This is a genomic window from Alishewanella sp. HL-SH06, from assembly GCF_052656265.1.
Genome location: NZ_CP199752.1, coordinates 2,554,461 through 2,568,822 on the forward strand (window position 1 = coordinate 2,554,461; position 14,362 = coordinate 2,568,822).

10 protein-coding genes and 1 pseudogene are annotated in these 14,362 nt (G+C 48.2%); 6 read left to right on the forward strand and 5 right to left on the reverse strand.

Going from position 1 to position 14,362, the window contains the following annotated elements; all coding sequences use genetic code 11:
• Window positions 1-235 precede the first annotated feature (235 nt).
• From mmsB to ACUJFK_RS11750, 5 genes are all read right to left on the reverse strand, one after another.
• The gene (mmsB, locus tag ACUJFK_RS11730; RefSeq protein WP_445424960.1) at window positions 236-1,132 is read right to left on the reverse strand and encodes a 3-hydroxyisobutyrate dehydrogenase; all 897 of its coding nucleotides are present in this window, start codon (window positions 1,130-1,132) and stop codon (window positions 236-238) included.
• Window positions 1,133-1,135: 3 nt separating this feature from the next.
• Window positions 1,136-2,290 (reverse strand): enoyl-CoA hydratase/isomerase family protein, encoded by a 1,155-nt coding sequence (locus ACUJFK_RS11735; RefSeq protein WP_445424961.1) that lies wholly within the window; start codon window positions 2,288-2,290, stop codon window positions 1,136-1,138.
• A 93-nt stretch (window positions 2,291-2,383) separates the two neighbouring features.
• Window positions 2,384-3,541, reverse strand: coding sequence for an acyl-CoA dehydrogenase family protein (locus ACUJFK_RS11740; RefSeq protein ID WP_226750094.1), 1,158 nt, complete (start codon window positions 3,539-3,541; stop codon window positions 2,384-2,386).
• A 106-nt stretch (window positions 3,542-3,647) separates the two neighbouring features.
• On the reverse strand, window positions 3,648-5,144 hold the full coding sequence (locus ACUJFK_RS11745; RefSeq protein ID WP_445424962.1) for a CoA-acylating methylmalonate-semialdehyde dehydrogenase: 1,497 nt from the start codon (window positions 5,142-5,144) through the stop codon (window positions 3,648-3,650).
• A gap of 134 nt (window positions 5,145-5,278) precedes the next feature.
• Entirely contained in the window at window positions 5,279-6,463 is a 1,185-nt protein-coding gene (locus tag ACUJFK_RS11750; protein ID WP_445424963.1) for an acetyl-CoA C-acyltransferase, read from the reverse strand.
• Window positions 6,464-6,729: 266 nt separating this feature from the next.
• On the opposite strand from ACUJFK_RS11750, the pseudogene ACUJFK_RS11755 reads away from it, so the two are divergent.
• The 6 genes and pseudogenes from ACUJFK_RS11755 to ACUJFK_RS11780 all read left to right on the forward strand — a co-directional run bounded on the left by ACUJFK_RS11755 (window position 6,730) and on the right by ACUJFK_RS11780 (window position 14,010).
• Window positions 6,730-7,133: pseudogene (locus ACUJFK_RS11755) on the forward strand (MerR family transcriptional regulator).
• A gap of 47 nt (window positions 7,134-7,180) precedes the next feature.
• Window positions 7,181-8,350: an isovaleryl-CoA dehydrogenase gene (locus ACUJFK_RS11760; protein ID WP_226750098.1), complete on the forward strand. Its 1,170-nt coding sequence runs from the start codon at window positions 7,181-7,183 to the stop codon at window positions 8,348-8,350.
• Window positions 8,351-8,538: 188 nt separating this feature from the next.
• On the forward strand, window positions 8,539-10,137 hold the full coding sequence (locus tag ACUJFK_RS11765; protein WP_445426780.1) for a carboxyl transferase domain-containing protein: 1,599 nt from the start codon (window positions 8,539-8,541) through the stop codon (window positions 10,135-10,137).
• A 162-nt stretch (window positions 10,138-10,299) separates the two neighbouring features.
• Window positions 10,300-11,118 (forward strand): enoyl-CoA hydratase/isomerase family protein, encoded by an 819-nt coding sequence (locus tag ACUJFK_RS11770; RefSeq protein WP_445424964.1) that lies wholly within the window; start codon window positions 10,300-10,302, stop codon window positions 11,116-11,118.
• A gap of 4 nt (window positions 11,119-11,122) precedes the next feature.
• Complete coding sequence (locus tag ACUJFK_RS11775) at window positions 11,123-13,108, forward strand: acetyl/propionyl/methylcrotonyl-CoA carboxylase subunit alpha (RefSeq protein WP_445424965.1); 1,986 nt, start codon at window positions 11,123-11,125, stop codon at window positions 13,106-13,108.
• Window positions 13,105-14,010, forward strand: coding sequence for a hydroxymethylglutaryl-CoA lyase (locus ACUJFK_RS11780; RefSeq protein ID WP_445424966.1), 906 nt, complete (start codon window positions 13,105-13,107; stop codon window positions 14,008-14,010). The genes ACUJFK_RS11775 and ACUJFK_RS11780 overlap by 4 nt, the downstream gene beginning before the upstream one ends.
• Window positions 14,011-14,362: the final 352 nt, after the last annotated feature.

The window sequence follows — 14,362 nt, forward strand, 5'->3', positions numbered from 1 at the left end:
ACTTTTTTCTGCAACCGTTGTAGGCCATGGATGGCCGAAAAGGAGCCCCAGGGATGGTTCATGGCGTGTTGCAGAAAAAACGTACGCAGTAACAGCATCAACTAATACTGCTCTTTATAAAACGGTCGACCGCTAGTTTTAGCCAAATTTAAAACTTGTTCAGGACGTACTAGGCGCTATCGCACAAGCCCCCTCAAACAAAAAAATCAAACTATTCAACTAATCAACTAATCAACTAATTAGCATCTGACTTTTTAAATGACGTAAAAATACTCGAAAAATCTAATTTACCGTAACCAGCTTGTTGATGACTGACATACAAATCACGCACCAAACTGCCTAATGGCGTTTTACTTGCGCTTTGCTCTGCCGCTTCCATCGCCAAGCCTAAGTCTTTCGCCATCAAGTCGACCATAAAGCCACCTTGATAATGATTGCTTGAAGGAACCGTATCAATCACACCTGGGCAGGGATTGTATAACTCTAGCGTCCAGTTACGACCTGAACTTTTCAGCATGATTTCAGAAAGCACTTTGGGATCTAAACCATTGGCAATGCCCATCTGCAAGGCTTCAGAAGTACCCGCCATCAAAATGCTTAACAGCATATTGTTACAGATCTTCGCAACCTGTCCGGCGCCAACATCACCGGCATGAAACAGGTTTTTACCCATGTTCGCTAACACCGTTTTCGCTCGCTCATAATCGGCTGCAGTACCACCGATGATAAAGGTTAAGGTACCGGCTTTAGCTCCACCTACGCCACCCGATACGGGCGCATCAATAAAGGCAATCCCTTGCTCACGCAACCCGGCACCGACTTTACGCGCACTTTTAGCATCAATTGTCGAGCAATCAATCACTAAAGCCGATTGACTAATATTGTCCGCGATGCCCTGCTCGCCTAAATATAAACCTACAACATGCTTACCCGCAGGCAGCATAGAAATGACAAACTCTGCACCTAACACCGCCTCAGCGGCCGATGCCGCAACCGCAGCACCTTCTGCTTGCACTTGTGCCAGTGCTGCAGCTGATAAATCAAAAGCCGTAACCTGATGACCTGCTTTCAGCAAATTGAGTGCCATCGGGCCACCCATATTACCTAAACCAATAAATGCCACTTTTGCCATGTTCTAATATCCTTGTTGTTGTTTACCCAATTGTGCGAGGGGATGTGCGGCTTCTGACCATGGCGAACGAAACAGTTCTGCCACCACTTCCACCGGCACGGCTGCCACGTCGGGATATAACCACTTAGGTTGTAAGTCTTTATCAATTAATAAAGCTCTCACACCTTCTTGAAATTCGCCTAACTTGCCACATTGCACACTTAAGCCCAGTTCCAAACGGAAACTGTCGGCCAGTATTTTTGTTTGACCCAGCTGTAATAAACGAAACACAATATGAGCGGTGATCGGGCTGCCATAGCTCAGCGACGCTTTGGCTTTAGTCAGCCATTTATCTTCACCTGGCATCGCCATAATACTATTGACCACCTCGGCTAAGGTCGCTGCTTGGGCTAAAGCCGCGATAGGCTCTTGATGCACACGGATCTGGCTAAGTGGCATTTGTGTGCGACAACCTTGTTCTTGCACCCGCAGTGCATCAGACAGCTTCTGGTGGTTTAACGACACCGTATCACCCCAGTTAATACTGCAAAGCTTTTGCACTAACTCGGCTTTTTGCTCATGGCAAATAAATACATCCGCTAAACCAATAAATCGCGCATCTGCGGCATTAATGGATGCACCGGTTAAACCTAAAAATAAACCACAGCCTGCCGGCATTCGATTTAAAAACCAGCTAGCGCCAACATCAGGATATAAACCGATGGCCATTTCCGGCATGGCAATACGACTGCTCGCGGTCACGATACGATGCGAAGCGCCCGCCATCAGGCCTAAACCACCGCCCATGACGATGCCATTACCCCACACTAACACGGGCTTGCCAAAGGTATGGATCAAATAATCGAGGGTGTATTCTTTGCAGAAGAAATCAGCAACATAAGGTTGAAATTGGCCCGGGGCATCCTGCATAGCTTGATACAAATCGCGAATATCGCCACCCGCACAAAAAGCTTTATCACCCGCGCCTTGCAACATCACCATAGCGATGGTTGGATCAGCTTGCCATGCTTGCAATTGTGGCAGTAAGGATTCAACCATCGGCAAGCTTAAGGCATTAAGTGATTTTTCTGAGTTGAGTGTCGCCACGCCAATCAGCTTTCCATTGGCTGCTTGCAACTCCTGATAAAGCACTACACTACTGTCAGTATTTACCAGCATAAACATTCCTTAAAAGTGTACAGTAACGCTGAGTGTAAGCCCTGTGTGTGACATAAGATGGCATAAGCTCAGCGTTACCGTGATTTTTTATCGTTATAAGATATCGCCTGCCGCTTCATCTAATAAACGCCGGCCGATAATCAGCCGCATAATTTCGTTCGTACCTTCTAATATCTGATGTACGCGGACATCACGGAAATGCCGCTCAAGAGGATACTCTTTGATGTAACCGTAACCGCCATGCAGTTGCAGTGCTTGATCACACACTTGGAAACCGACATCGGTGGCAAAACGTTTGGCCATCGCACAATAAGCGGTGGCTTCACTGTCTTGCTGATCTAATTTAAAGGCTGCTAAGCGCACCAGTTGCCGAGCCGCTACCAGTTCAGTGGCCATATCGGCCAGTTTAAACTGCAGCGCTTGAAACGCCGCTAAAGGCTTACCAAATTGCTGACGCTCCAACATATAATTACGCGCGGTATTCATCGCTTGTTGCGCTGTACCAATAGAGCAGGTCGCAATATTAATGCGGCCGCCATCTAAGCCTTTCATAGCAAAAGAAAAACCTTCGCCTTCATTGCCTAATAAATTGTGCGCAGGAATACGCACATCTTCAAAAGTAATTAAGCGAGTTGGCTGTGCATTCCAGCCCATTTTCTCTTCGGCTTTACCGTAAATCACGCCTTTGGCATCGGCAGGTACAATAAAGGCTGAAATCCCTTTAGGCCCAGCTTCTCCGGTACGCGCCATCACCACTAATACTTCGGTTTCACCCGCGCCCGAGATAAACATTTTTGAGCCATTGAGCACATAATGATCACCGTCTTTCTTCGCGCTGGTACGCAAACCTGCAGCATCAGAGCCTGAGCCCGGTTCAGTTAGGCAATAAGACGCTAGCTTTTGCCCGGTCACGAGCGACTCAACCCACTCACTTTTCGCGGTTGCCGTGCCCCAAGTTGCAATCATCCAGGTCGCCATGTTGTGAATAGTCAACATGGCCGTGGTCGCAGTACAGCCCATGGCAAGTTGTTCAAAAATAATCGACGAATCTAAGCGTGATAACCCCATACCGCCATCTTCTTCTGCGGTATACAGCGAACAAAATCCCAGTTCACCCGCTTTTTGGATCACGGCTTTTGGAAAGAAATGATCTCGATCCCACTGTGCTGCATGTGGGGCTAATTCTTGCTCAGCAAACTGTTTAGCCACATCAACAAAGGCTTGTTGATCTTCGGTTAAATTAAAATTCATAGAGATTTCCTGTACTGTTCTAAGCAAAACGGACGACGGCGCAGCTGCAAATTTTTAATGGTTTTGTCTTCGCTGTCACCGTCGCCACGTTCGCCCCTGTCAACTCTTAACGTAAATTAATCGACATATTCGGGCCGGCTACCGGAATATCGTCATCGAACCAACGCGCCGTAATGGTTTTAGTCTCAGTGTAGAAGCGCACAGCTTGTTTACCATAAGCATGTTGATCGCCGTAGAACGAGCCTTTCCATCCGGTAAAGGAGAAAAAAGGTAGCGGTACTGGGATAGGAATATTAATACCCACCTGACCCACTTCTACGTTGTGCTGATACTTCCGAGCAGCGGCCCCACTGGCGGTGAAGATTGACGTGCCGTTACCAAAAGGACTGTCGTTAACGACTTTTAACGCCTCTTCTAACGAATCTACCGTCATGGTAGATAACACCGGCCCAAAGATTTCTTGCTTGTAGATTTCCATCTCGGTGGTGACATTACTGAACACGGTAGGGCCAACCCAGTTACCGTTAGGGTAGCCATCGACCACGCAGTCAGAGCCATCTAACACGCAGGTCGCGCCTTCTTTTTTACCTTGCTCAATCAGTGATAGCACGCGAGCACGCGCTTGTGGGCTAATTTGTGGGCCGTAAGCCGCATTGGCATCGCTGTAATGCCCCGGACGCACTTTACCAATGGCCGCGGCCACCTCGGGGATCCACTCTGCCGCGGCACCGACAAATACGGCCACTGAAATCGCCATACAACGTTGTCCTGCCGCCCCCACAGAAGCGCCCACCAAGGCATTCACCACCTGTTGCTTATTGGCATCAGGCATAATCACCATATGGTTTTTCGCACCGGCAAAAGCTTGTACACGCTTCAGGTTGTCAGTACCCGTTTTATAGATGTATTGACCCACGTTAACCGAGCCGACAAACGAAATCGCTTTAATATCAGGGTGATGCAAAATTGCATCCACTTGCTCTTTCGCACCGTGTACTACCTGCAACACGCCTTTTGGCGCACCGGCTTTAACAAACAGCTCGGCAATTTTGTTCACCGTCATCGGATCTTGTTCAGACGGTTTTAAAATAAAGGTATTACCACACGCAATCGCCATCGGGAACATCCACAGTGGGATCATCGCAGGAAAGTTAAATGGCGTGATGCCCGCGCAGACACCTAGCGGCTGAATATAGCTGTAGGTATCAATGCTACGTGCCACGTTTTCAACGGTTTCACCCATCATTAAAGAAGGGATATTCGCCGCTTGCTCTACCACTTCAATACCGCGCCAAACATCGCCTTTGGCATCTTCAACGGTTTTGCCTAACTCTTCACAAATGATCTCAGCAATTTCGCCCTGATGTTCTTTTAATAAATGCGCAAAGCGCATCATTAAACGAGCACGTTCAGAAACCGGTACTTCTTTCCATGTTTGAAAAGCCGCCTTAGCGGAAGCAATAGCGCGCGCCATTTCTTCGCTAGTGGCACAAGGCACTTGAGCAATCACCTGTTGCGTTGCAGGATTAGTCACTGCAATCAGTTTATCGCTCGTTGAGGTGACGAATTCGCCATCGATAAAGTGTTTAACCTGTTGTGTCATGAAGCATCTCCCGATTGTTGGGCTATACCGACGGCATCTTATCTATGTCGTTATTATTTGCCGTCGGTAAATATGAATGGTTTATTGTTGCATTGGCCGGTATAAAACACTCGGCCCACGTAGTATTGCCTTTGTTACATCACTTCCACTGCAAGCGCGACGGCTTCACCGCCACCGATACACAGTGAAGCAATACCTTTACTTAAACCGCGGTTACGCAAGGCGTGGATCAAGGTCACCAAAATACGGGCACCTGAAGCGCCAATCGGATGACCTAAGGCACAGGCACCACCGTTGACGTTAACTTTGTTATTATCTAAACCCAGCTCATTAACAGCGAGCATCGTTACCATGGCAAAGGCTTCATTGATTTCCCACAGGTCAACCTCATCTTTTTGCCAACCGGTTTTTTTCAATAATTTTTGCATCGCACCAACGGGCGCAACCGTGAAATTTTCTGGTTCAATCGAGTGCGTGCTGTGTGCTACGACGCGTGCTAAAGGTTTAGCCCCTAAGGCTTTGGCATCGTCTAAACGCATTAATACCAAGGCAGCAGCACCATCAGAAATTGAACTAGAGTTCGCAGCGGTAATAGTGCCGTCTTTGGCAAACGCCGGACGTAAAGTGGGGATTTTATCTAATTTGGCATTACCCGGTTGCTCATCGACGTTAAAGGTTATTTCGCCTTTACGCGTTTGAAAAGTGACCGGCGTAATTTCAGCAACAAAGGCGCCACTGCTAATGGCACTTTGAGCTCTGGTTAGAGATTGCACCGCAAAGGCGTCCATCTGCTCGCGATTAATTGCTCTGTCATTAGCCGTGTTTTGCGCGAAACAGCCCATGGCTTTACCGTCATAGGCATTTTCTAAACCATCAAGCATCATATGGTCTTTCATTTCGCCGTGGCCCATACGGTAACCGCTACGCGCTTTGGGTAACAGGTAGGGCGCATTTGACATCGACTCCATGCCACCGGCGACCACAACATCGGCACTGCCAGCGTGTAATAAATCACTGGCTAACATCACGGCTTTTAAACCCGAGCCACACACCTTGTTAATGGTGGTTGCACCGGCACTTAGAGGTAAACCGGCTTTTAAAGTGGCTTGACGCGCCGGTGCCTGGCCTAAACCCGCGGGCAGCACATTGCCCATAATCACTTCGCTAATTCTCTCAGCAGCAATTCCTGCATCAGCCATTGCAGCTTTAATGGCCGCCGCACCTAACAGTGTAGCGTCAACCTCTGATAGACCGCCCATAAAGCCGCCCATGGCGGTACGTCTAGCAGCAACAATAACAACAGGGTTTTGCGGATTCATTCAGCTCTCCAAATCTTGGCGTTGACTAAAATAATGACACAGAGCCTACACCAAATTTACGTTTACGCCAACGTCAACTTGTTAGCACTATGGTATTACCACAGATTTAAAGTGCAAAAATCTGTACAGCGAGTGGCGTTTTGTTGGCATAAAAACTTTACAAAGAGCACTATTAACCCACTCAAACAGTGATAGCTTATGGCTGATTGCTTTACCTTTACGTAAACTTCACTTATAGTTGCCAGCACTTAGTGAGAAGGCATGCCATGAAAGAAAAAGACGAGAAAACCTACAGTATCAGCGAGCTAGCACGGGAGTTTGACATTACGACCCGTAGCATTCGTTTTTACGAAGATCAGGGTTTGATAACGCCACAGCGCGCCGGCCAAACACGAATTTACAGCAAACGTGATCGCGTTCGCTTAAAGCTTATTTTGCGCGGCAAACGCCTAGGCTTTAGCTTAGCGGAAACCGGTCAGTTGTTTGAATTGTACGATGCCGATAAAAGCAGCGTAAAACAACTTAGCACCATGTTGACCTTAATTGAGCAAAAAAAGTCGAACTACACCAACAGATGGATGACATTAAAGTGGTGTTGATGGAGCTGGTTACCGTCGAAAAGCGCTGCCGAGAAACGCTTTCTGAAGCCAAACAACCAAAAAGCGCCTGAACCAATAAGGTTTTGGGTGATAAGCCTAATACAGATGGGGATTTAACATGATTAGCAGTTACAAAGGCCTTAATTTCGATTTAGGCGAAACCGTCGATATGATCCGTGATCAAGTAAATGCTTTTGCGCGTGAAGAAATCGCACCGCGTGCCGCAGCAATCGACGAGCAGAACGAATTTCCACATGACTTATGGCGTAAATTTGGTGATTTGGGTTTATTAGGCATTACCGTGGATGAAAAATACGGTGGCTCAGGTTTAGGCTATATTGAGCACGTTATTGCCATGGAAGAAATTAGCCGCGCCTCTGCCTCAGTGGCCCTGTCTTATGGTGCTCATTCAAATCTGTGTGTGAATCAAATTTCACGCAACGGCACTGAAGCTCAGAAAATGAAATACTTACCAAAACTGTGCTCGGGTGAGCATATCGGTGCCTTGGCCATGAGCGAACCGAATGCCGGCTCTGACGTAGTCAGCATGAAACTGCGCGCCGACAAGCAAGGTGATAAGTACATTTTAAACGGTAACAAAATGTGGATCACCAATGGTCCAGATGCCCATACCTATGTAATTTATGCCAAAACCGACGTCAATGCCGGTTCAAAGGGCATCACCGCTTTTATCGTGGAACGCGGTTTTAAAGGTTTTAGCCAAGCGCAAAAACTTGACAAGCTGGGCATGCGTGGTTCGAACACCTGTGAATTAGTCTTTGAAGATTGTGAAGTGCCTGCCGAAAACGTATTAGGCGAAGTTGGTCGTGGCGTACAAGTACTGATGAGCGGTTTGGATTACGAGCGCGTGGTATTAGCCGCCGGCCCGCTGGGTATTATGCAAGCCTGTATGGATGTGGTAGTGCCTTATATCCACGATCGTAAGCAATTCGGCCAATCTATTGGTGAATTCCAATTAGTACAAGGTAAGTTAGCCGACATGTATACCCGCATGAACGCGGCTCGCTCTTATGTCTACATGGTAACGAAAGCCTGTGATAGAGGCGAAACTACCCGTAAAGATGCTGCCGGTGTGATTTTATATGCGGCGGAATTAGCCACCCAAATGGCTTTAGACGCCATTCAATTACTTGGCGGTAATGGTTATATCAATGAATACCCTACCGGACGTTTGTTACGAGATGCCAAGTTGTATGAAATTGGTGCCGGTACCTCAGAAATTCGCCGCATGCTAATTGGCCGTGAACTCTTTACCGAATCTAACTAAGCTTTTAAGCCGAATTAACAGTGGCAGCTTTAGCTACCACTGTTAACTAGCAATCTAGGCAAGTGAAATTAACTAAGCGAAGCGCGCGACAGATTTAACGAAACGAGCGATTAAAAGTGAGTCTGCTAAGTTGTTCCGGTTCCGCTTTGTTTAACCCGCTCTAGTATAAGGTGACTTAAGTGACCAGAATTACGTCAAAAGTAAATCCTCGCGCAGAGGATTTCCAAAAAAACGCTGCGGCGATGCAAGCCGTGGTCGATGATCTGAATAGCACAGTACAAAAAATTAAACTCGGTGGTGGTGAAGCGTTGATCGCGCGGCATACCGCACGTGGCAAGCTGTTTGTGCGCGAGCGCATCCAAAAACTGCTCGACCCGGGCTCACCCTTTTTAGAAGTAGGCCAATTTGCCGGTTGGGAATGCTATGAAGACTACGTACCCTGTGCCGGAGTGGTTGCCGGTGTAGGTCGCGTCAGTGGTGTGGAGTGTATGATTGTCGCCAACGATGCCACCGTAAAGGGCGGTACTTACTACCCGCTAACGGTAAAAAAACATTTACGTGCGCAAGAAATTGCTGAGCGCTGTCACCTACCCTGTATTTATTTAGTCGACTCTGGCGGCGCTAACCTGCCACGCCAAGACGAAGTTTTCCCCGATAAACTGCACTTTGGGCGTATTTTCTTTAATCAAGCGAACATGTCAGCCAAAGGTATTCCGCAAATCGCGGTAGTCATGGGGCTTTGTACTGCAGGTGGCGCTTATGTGCCTGCCATGGCCGATGAAAGCATTATCGTTAAAGATCAAGGCACCATCTTTTTAGCCGGTCCACCATTGGTAAAAGCCGCCACCGGTGAAGAAGTCTCCGCCGAAGAGCTCGGCGGTGCCGATGTGCACTGTAAAATCTCCGGCGTGGCAGATCATTATGCTTTAAATGACGAACACGCCCTGCAACTTGCTCGTAATGCGGTATCCAGACTGAACCGCCCCGCACCTCAGCAAATGGATGTAAAAGCAGCGCAAGAGCCTTTATATGATGCTAAAGAGCTGTACGGCATTGTCGGTACCGACTTACGCAAACCGTTCGACGTGAAAGAAGTGATTGCTCGTATTGTCGACGGCTCAGATTTTGATGAATTTAAACAATATTACGGTGCTACGCTCGTTTGTGGTTTTGCGCGGATCTTCGGCTATCCCGTGGGCATTGTCGCCAATAACGGGATTTTATTCTCCGAATCGGCGCAAAAAGGCGCGCATTTTATTGAGCTTTGTGCCCAGCGCAAAATCCCGCTGTTGTTTTTACAAAATATCACCGGTTTTATGGTGGGTAAAAAATACGAAGCCGAAGGTATTGCCAAACACGGTGCCAAAATGGTGATGGCGGTTAGCTGCGCCAAAGTGCCGAAATTTACCGTGTTAATTGGCGGCAGTTATGGCGCCGGTAACTACGGCATGTGCGGCAGGGCTTACGATCCTACCATGATGTGGATGTGGCCGAATGCGCGTATCTCGGTAATGGGCGGTGAGCAAGCCGCCGGTGTTATGGCCCAAGTGACTAAAGATGGCTTAGCACGCAAAGGGGAAACTTTAAGTGTTGACGCTGAAAAAGCCTTGAAACAACCCATTGTTGAACAATATGAAAAACAAGGCCACCCTTACTATGCCAGTGGTCGCTTATGGGATGATGGCATTATCGATCCGGCACAAACGCGAATGACCGTCGGTTTAGCTTTAGCGGCCGCCTTAAACGCCCCAATTGAAGAAAGCCGTTTTGGTGTATTCAGAATGTAAGGTGTTACCGCAGCCAGTTTGCTTAATAGCGAGCTGGCTGCGCTGAAGTAGGTTAATCACAAAAGGTGTTTTATGTAGTAAGCAAACGCTTGCTGGCTTATCCAGCCATACCGGCAACCCCATTACTTTATAAGCAGAAAGTCTTAACTTTCGGAGATAAAAATGACCCAGGTATACACAGAAGTTAATATCGATACCCGTGGCGTAGCAACTTTAACGCTGAACCGCCCTGCTGTGCATAACGCTTTTGATGACGCGATGATCGCCGAATTAATTAATGTGATCAACGAGCTCGCCAATAACGATGCCGTACGGATTATGGTACTTGCCGCCAATGGCAAAAACTTCTCTGCCGGTGCCGATTTGAATTGGATGCGCGCTATGGCGCAAAAAGATTACGATGAAAATCTGGGTGATGCCGCCGAATTAGCCACCTTAATGCACTTGCTCGATAAATTTCCAAAACCCACTATTGCTTTGGTTAACGGTGCAGCCTTTGGCGGCGCGGTTGGCTTAGTGGCTTGCTGTGATATTGCTATTGCCAGTGACAGCGCTACTTTCTGTTTAAGTGAAGTGCGCATCGGTTTAATGCCTGCCGTTATTAGCCCTTATGTGATGCGAGCATTGGGCGAGCGCGCCAGCCGTCGCTACTTTATCACTGCAGAGCGCTTTAACGCCGCTACCGCACTGCAATTGGGTTTATTACATGTTGTGGTAAGTAGCGATGACATGCAGGCCTGCTGTGAAGGTTTTATTACGCAACTGCTGCAAAATAGCCCAGCGGCGATGCGTGCGGCTAAAACCTTGTTACAAAACATCTACAACCGAAAAATTAGCAACAATGTTATTGCTCATACCCAGCAAGCGATTGCCGATATCCGCGTATCTGCCGAGGGCCAAGAAGGCTTAAGCGCATTTTTAGACAAACGTACCCCAGCTTGGCAAAACGCAGTAACCACCGATGATAAGGCAGGGAAATAACATAATGTTTCGTAAGATCTTAATTGCTAACCGTGGCGAAATTGCTTGTCGCGTGATTGATACCGCACACAAACTCGGTATTCGCTGCGTGGCGGTTTATTCTGAAGCCGATGCCAATGCCCGGCATGTCAGAATGGCCGACGAAGCCTACTTACTCGGCCCTGCGCCAAGTAAAGACTCCTATTTACGCAGTGACAAAATCATTGCTATCGCTAAACAAAGTGGCGCCGAGGCGATTCACCCAGGTTACGGTTTCTTATCTGAAAATGAAGATTTTGCTAACGCCTGTGCGCAAGCCGGTGTGATTTTCATTGGCCCACCGGTGGCGGCCATCACCGCGATGGGCTCAAAAAGCGCAGCCAAAAAAATTATGCAAGAGGCCGGTGTGCCGTTAGTGCCGGGTTACCATGGCGATGATCAAAGCGATACCTTGTTAGCTGAAGAGTCAACCCGTATTGGTTATCCGCAATTACTGAAAGCTGCCTACGGTGGCGGCGGTAAAGGCATGCGGGTTGTTTGGAACAAAGACGAATTTGCCGCTGCTTTAGCCAGTGCCCGACGTGAAGCCAAAGCCGGCTTTGGCAATGATAAAATGCTAATCGAACGCTACTTAACCAAACCTCGCCATATCGAAATTCAAGTATTTGCCGATAATCACGGCAATGCGGTGTATTTGGCTGAGCGTGATTGCTCTATCCAGCGTCGGCATCAAAAAGTGATTGAAGAAGCCCCAGCCCCCAATTTTAGCGCTGAGCAGCGTAAAGCCATGGGCGAAGCTGCTGTAAAAGCCGCTAAAGCCATTGATTATCGTGGCGCCGGTACGGTGGAGTTCTTATTTGACGAAGACGGTTCTTTCTACTTTATGGAAATGAACACCCGCTTGCAAGTTGAGCACCCTGTGACAGAAATGATCACCGGCCAAGACTTAGTAAGATGGCAATTATTAGTGGCCGCGGGCGAGCCTCTGCCATTGGCACAACAGGATATTCAATTAGACGGCCATGCCATTGAAGTGCGCGTTTATGCCGAAGATCCTGATAATGACTTTTTACCGGCTACCGGCAAACTGACTTACTTACGTCAACCCGAAGCGAATCGCCATGTGCGGGTCGATACCGGCGTGGTTGAAAATGATGAAGTGTCGCCCTTTTACGATCCGATGATTGCCAAGCTGATTGTTTGGGATGAAAGCCGTGACCGCGCCATTGCCCGCATGCTGCGCGCCTTGGATGATTACCGTATCGCCGGTGTGACGACCAACCTGAGCTTTTTAAACAGCCTGACCGAACACCCTGCGTTTAAAGCCGCACAACTAGATACTAACTTTATCACTCAGCATCAAGAAAGCTTATTTGCCCCAGCGAATAATGAAACCAATCAAGCCTTAGTACTGGCTGCATTGTTTGTTTTACAACAGCAAAAAGCCCCCAGCTGCAGTCATACTACTTTTAGCCCATGGCAATTTAGCCATGGCTGGCGTTTAAATGAAATGCCGACCGTTCACATTGCTTTACATTATGGCGAACAGAAACAAACACTGACTATTCAGCAACATGAGCAGCATTATGTTATTGATGTGCAGGGCCAACAATTATGCTGTACCGCCGAGCTTCTCGGTGATGAACTTAGCGCCGTGTTAGGTGATCATCGTACCAAGGTGCGGGTAAGCCAATATGGCGACACCATCAGCATCTTTATTAAGCATCAGCGCTACGACTTTATCTATCAAACCGAAGTCGCTACCGAAATTGATGGTAGCGAGCATGCCGGCAGCTTAACCGCGCCGATGAACGGCACTATTGTGGCGGTGATGGTTGAAGCTGGCGCCAAAGTTAAAGCCGGTGAGACCTTAGTGATCATGGAAGCCATGAAAATGGAATACAGTATCAAAGCACCGAAAGATGGCGTAGTAAATCAGCTGTTTTACCGTGCCGGTGAGCTGGTACAAGACGGTGCTGAACTGGTCGATTTTACAGCGGAGGAGCAATGAGTTTTCCTAAAGCCGTGCGCCTAGTGGAAGTGGGCCCTCGCGATGGTTTGCAAAACGAGCAAAATGTTAGCACGGACGCGAAAGTGCAGCTAATCAATATGCTCAGCGCTGCAGGCCATCGCTATATTGAAAGTGGCGCCTTTGTCTCCCCCAAATGGGTACCGCAAATGGCCGACTCGGCAGCCGTGTTCGCTGGTATTTCGCGCGGCGCCAATGTCACCTATGCTGCCCTAACACCCAATTTAAAAGGTTACGAAGCCGCTAAAGCGGCCGGTGCCACTGAAGTAGCCATCTTTGGCGCCGCATCAGAAGCCTTTAGTCAAAAAAACATTAATTGCTCGATCAGTGAAAGCTTGGCGCGTTTTGCGCCGGTACTGGATGCAGCAAAAGCAGATGGCATTAAAGTACGAGGGTACATCTCTTGCGTCGTCGGTTGCCCTTATCAGGGTGACGTTGCGCCAAGCGAGGTCGCTCGAGTTGCCAAAGCGCTGCTAGAAATGGGCTGCTATGAAATTTCGCTAGGTGACACCATCGGGGTTGGCACCCCGCTTAAGGTGAATGCCATGCTGGACGCCGTGCTCAAAGTGGCGCCGGTTGAACAACTCGCAGTGCATTTTCATGACACCTATGGCCAAGCCTTAACCAATATTTATGTGGCGCTCAGTCGTGGCATTAGCGTGATTGACAGCGCAGTAGCCGGTTTAGGCGGCTGCCCTTACGCTGCAGGTGCCTCAGGCAATGTGGCCACTGAAGATGTGGTGTATTTATTAAATGGCTTGGGCATTGAGCACGGTGTGGATTTAGACGCTTTAGCCGCTGCAGGTAGCTTTATTACCGAGCAATTGGGTAAAACCACGAGCTCAAAAGTAGGCTTAGCTCTTAGCGCTAAATGCGCAAGTTAGCATAGTGTTGGCTGTCACACTGGGCTCATAAAATCTGGGCTCAGCAAGGTCACTACTAACACAAAGCGCAGCACAATTTTTGATGGGACCGTGTTTTTCAGGGATGAAAAACAGGAGCGTACAAGGATGTATTGACAGCGTGTCCCAAAAAAATTGGGCGCAGCGACAGTGCTAGTTAGACAAAGCGCAGCACAATTTTTGGTGGGGCCGTGTTTTTCAGGGATGAAAAACAGGAGCGTACAAGTATGTATTCACAGCGTGTCCCAACAAAATTGGGCGCAGCGACAGTGCCAGTCAGACAAAGCGCAGCACAATTCAAGAAGGCAAGGATTTAACTAAGCACTTAGTGCTA

Coding starts and splice junctions, on each gene's coding strand:
- ACUJFK_RS11775 (WP_445424965.1), top strand. CDS start 11,123: ATGTTTCGTAAGATCTTAATTGCTAACCGTGGCGAAATTGCTTGTCGC.
- ACUJFK_RS11750 (WP_445424963.1), bottom strand. CDS start 6,463: ATGAATCCGCAAAACCCTGTTGTTATTGTTGCTGCTAGACGTACCGCC.
- ACUJFK_RS11740 (WP_226750094.1), bottom strand. CDS start 3,541: ATGAATTTTAATTTAACCGAAGATCAACAAGCCTTTGTTGATGTGGCT.
- ACUJFK_RS11745 (WP_445424962.1), bottom strand. CDS start 5,144: ATGACACAACAGGTTAAACACTTTATCGATGGCGAATTCGTCACCTCA.
- ACUJFK_RS11770 (WP_445424964.1), top strand. CDS start 10,300: ATGACCCAGGTATACACAGAAGTTAATATCGATACCCGTGGCGTAGCA.
- ACUJFK_RS11780 (WP_445424966.1), top strand. CDS start 13,105: ATGAGTTTTCCTAAAGCCGTGCGCCTAGTGGAAGTGGGCCCTCGCGAT.
- ACUJFK_RS11760 (WP_226750098.1), top strand. CDS start 7,181: ATGATTAGCAGTTACAAAGGCCTTAATTTCGATTTAGGCGAAACCGTC.
- ACUJFK_RS11735 (WP_445424961.1), bottom strand. CDS start 2,290: ATGCTGGTAAATACTGACAGTAGTGTAGTGCTTTATCAGGAGTTGCAA.
- mmsB (WP_445424960.1), bottom strand. CDS start 1,132: ATGGCAAAAGTGGCATTTATTGGTTTAGGTAATATGGGTGGCCCGATG.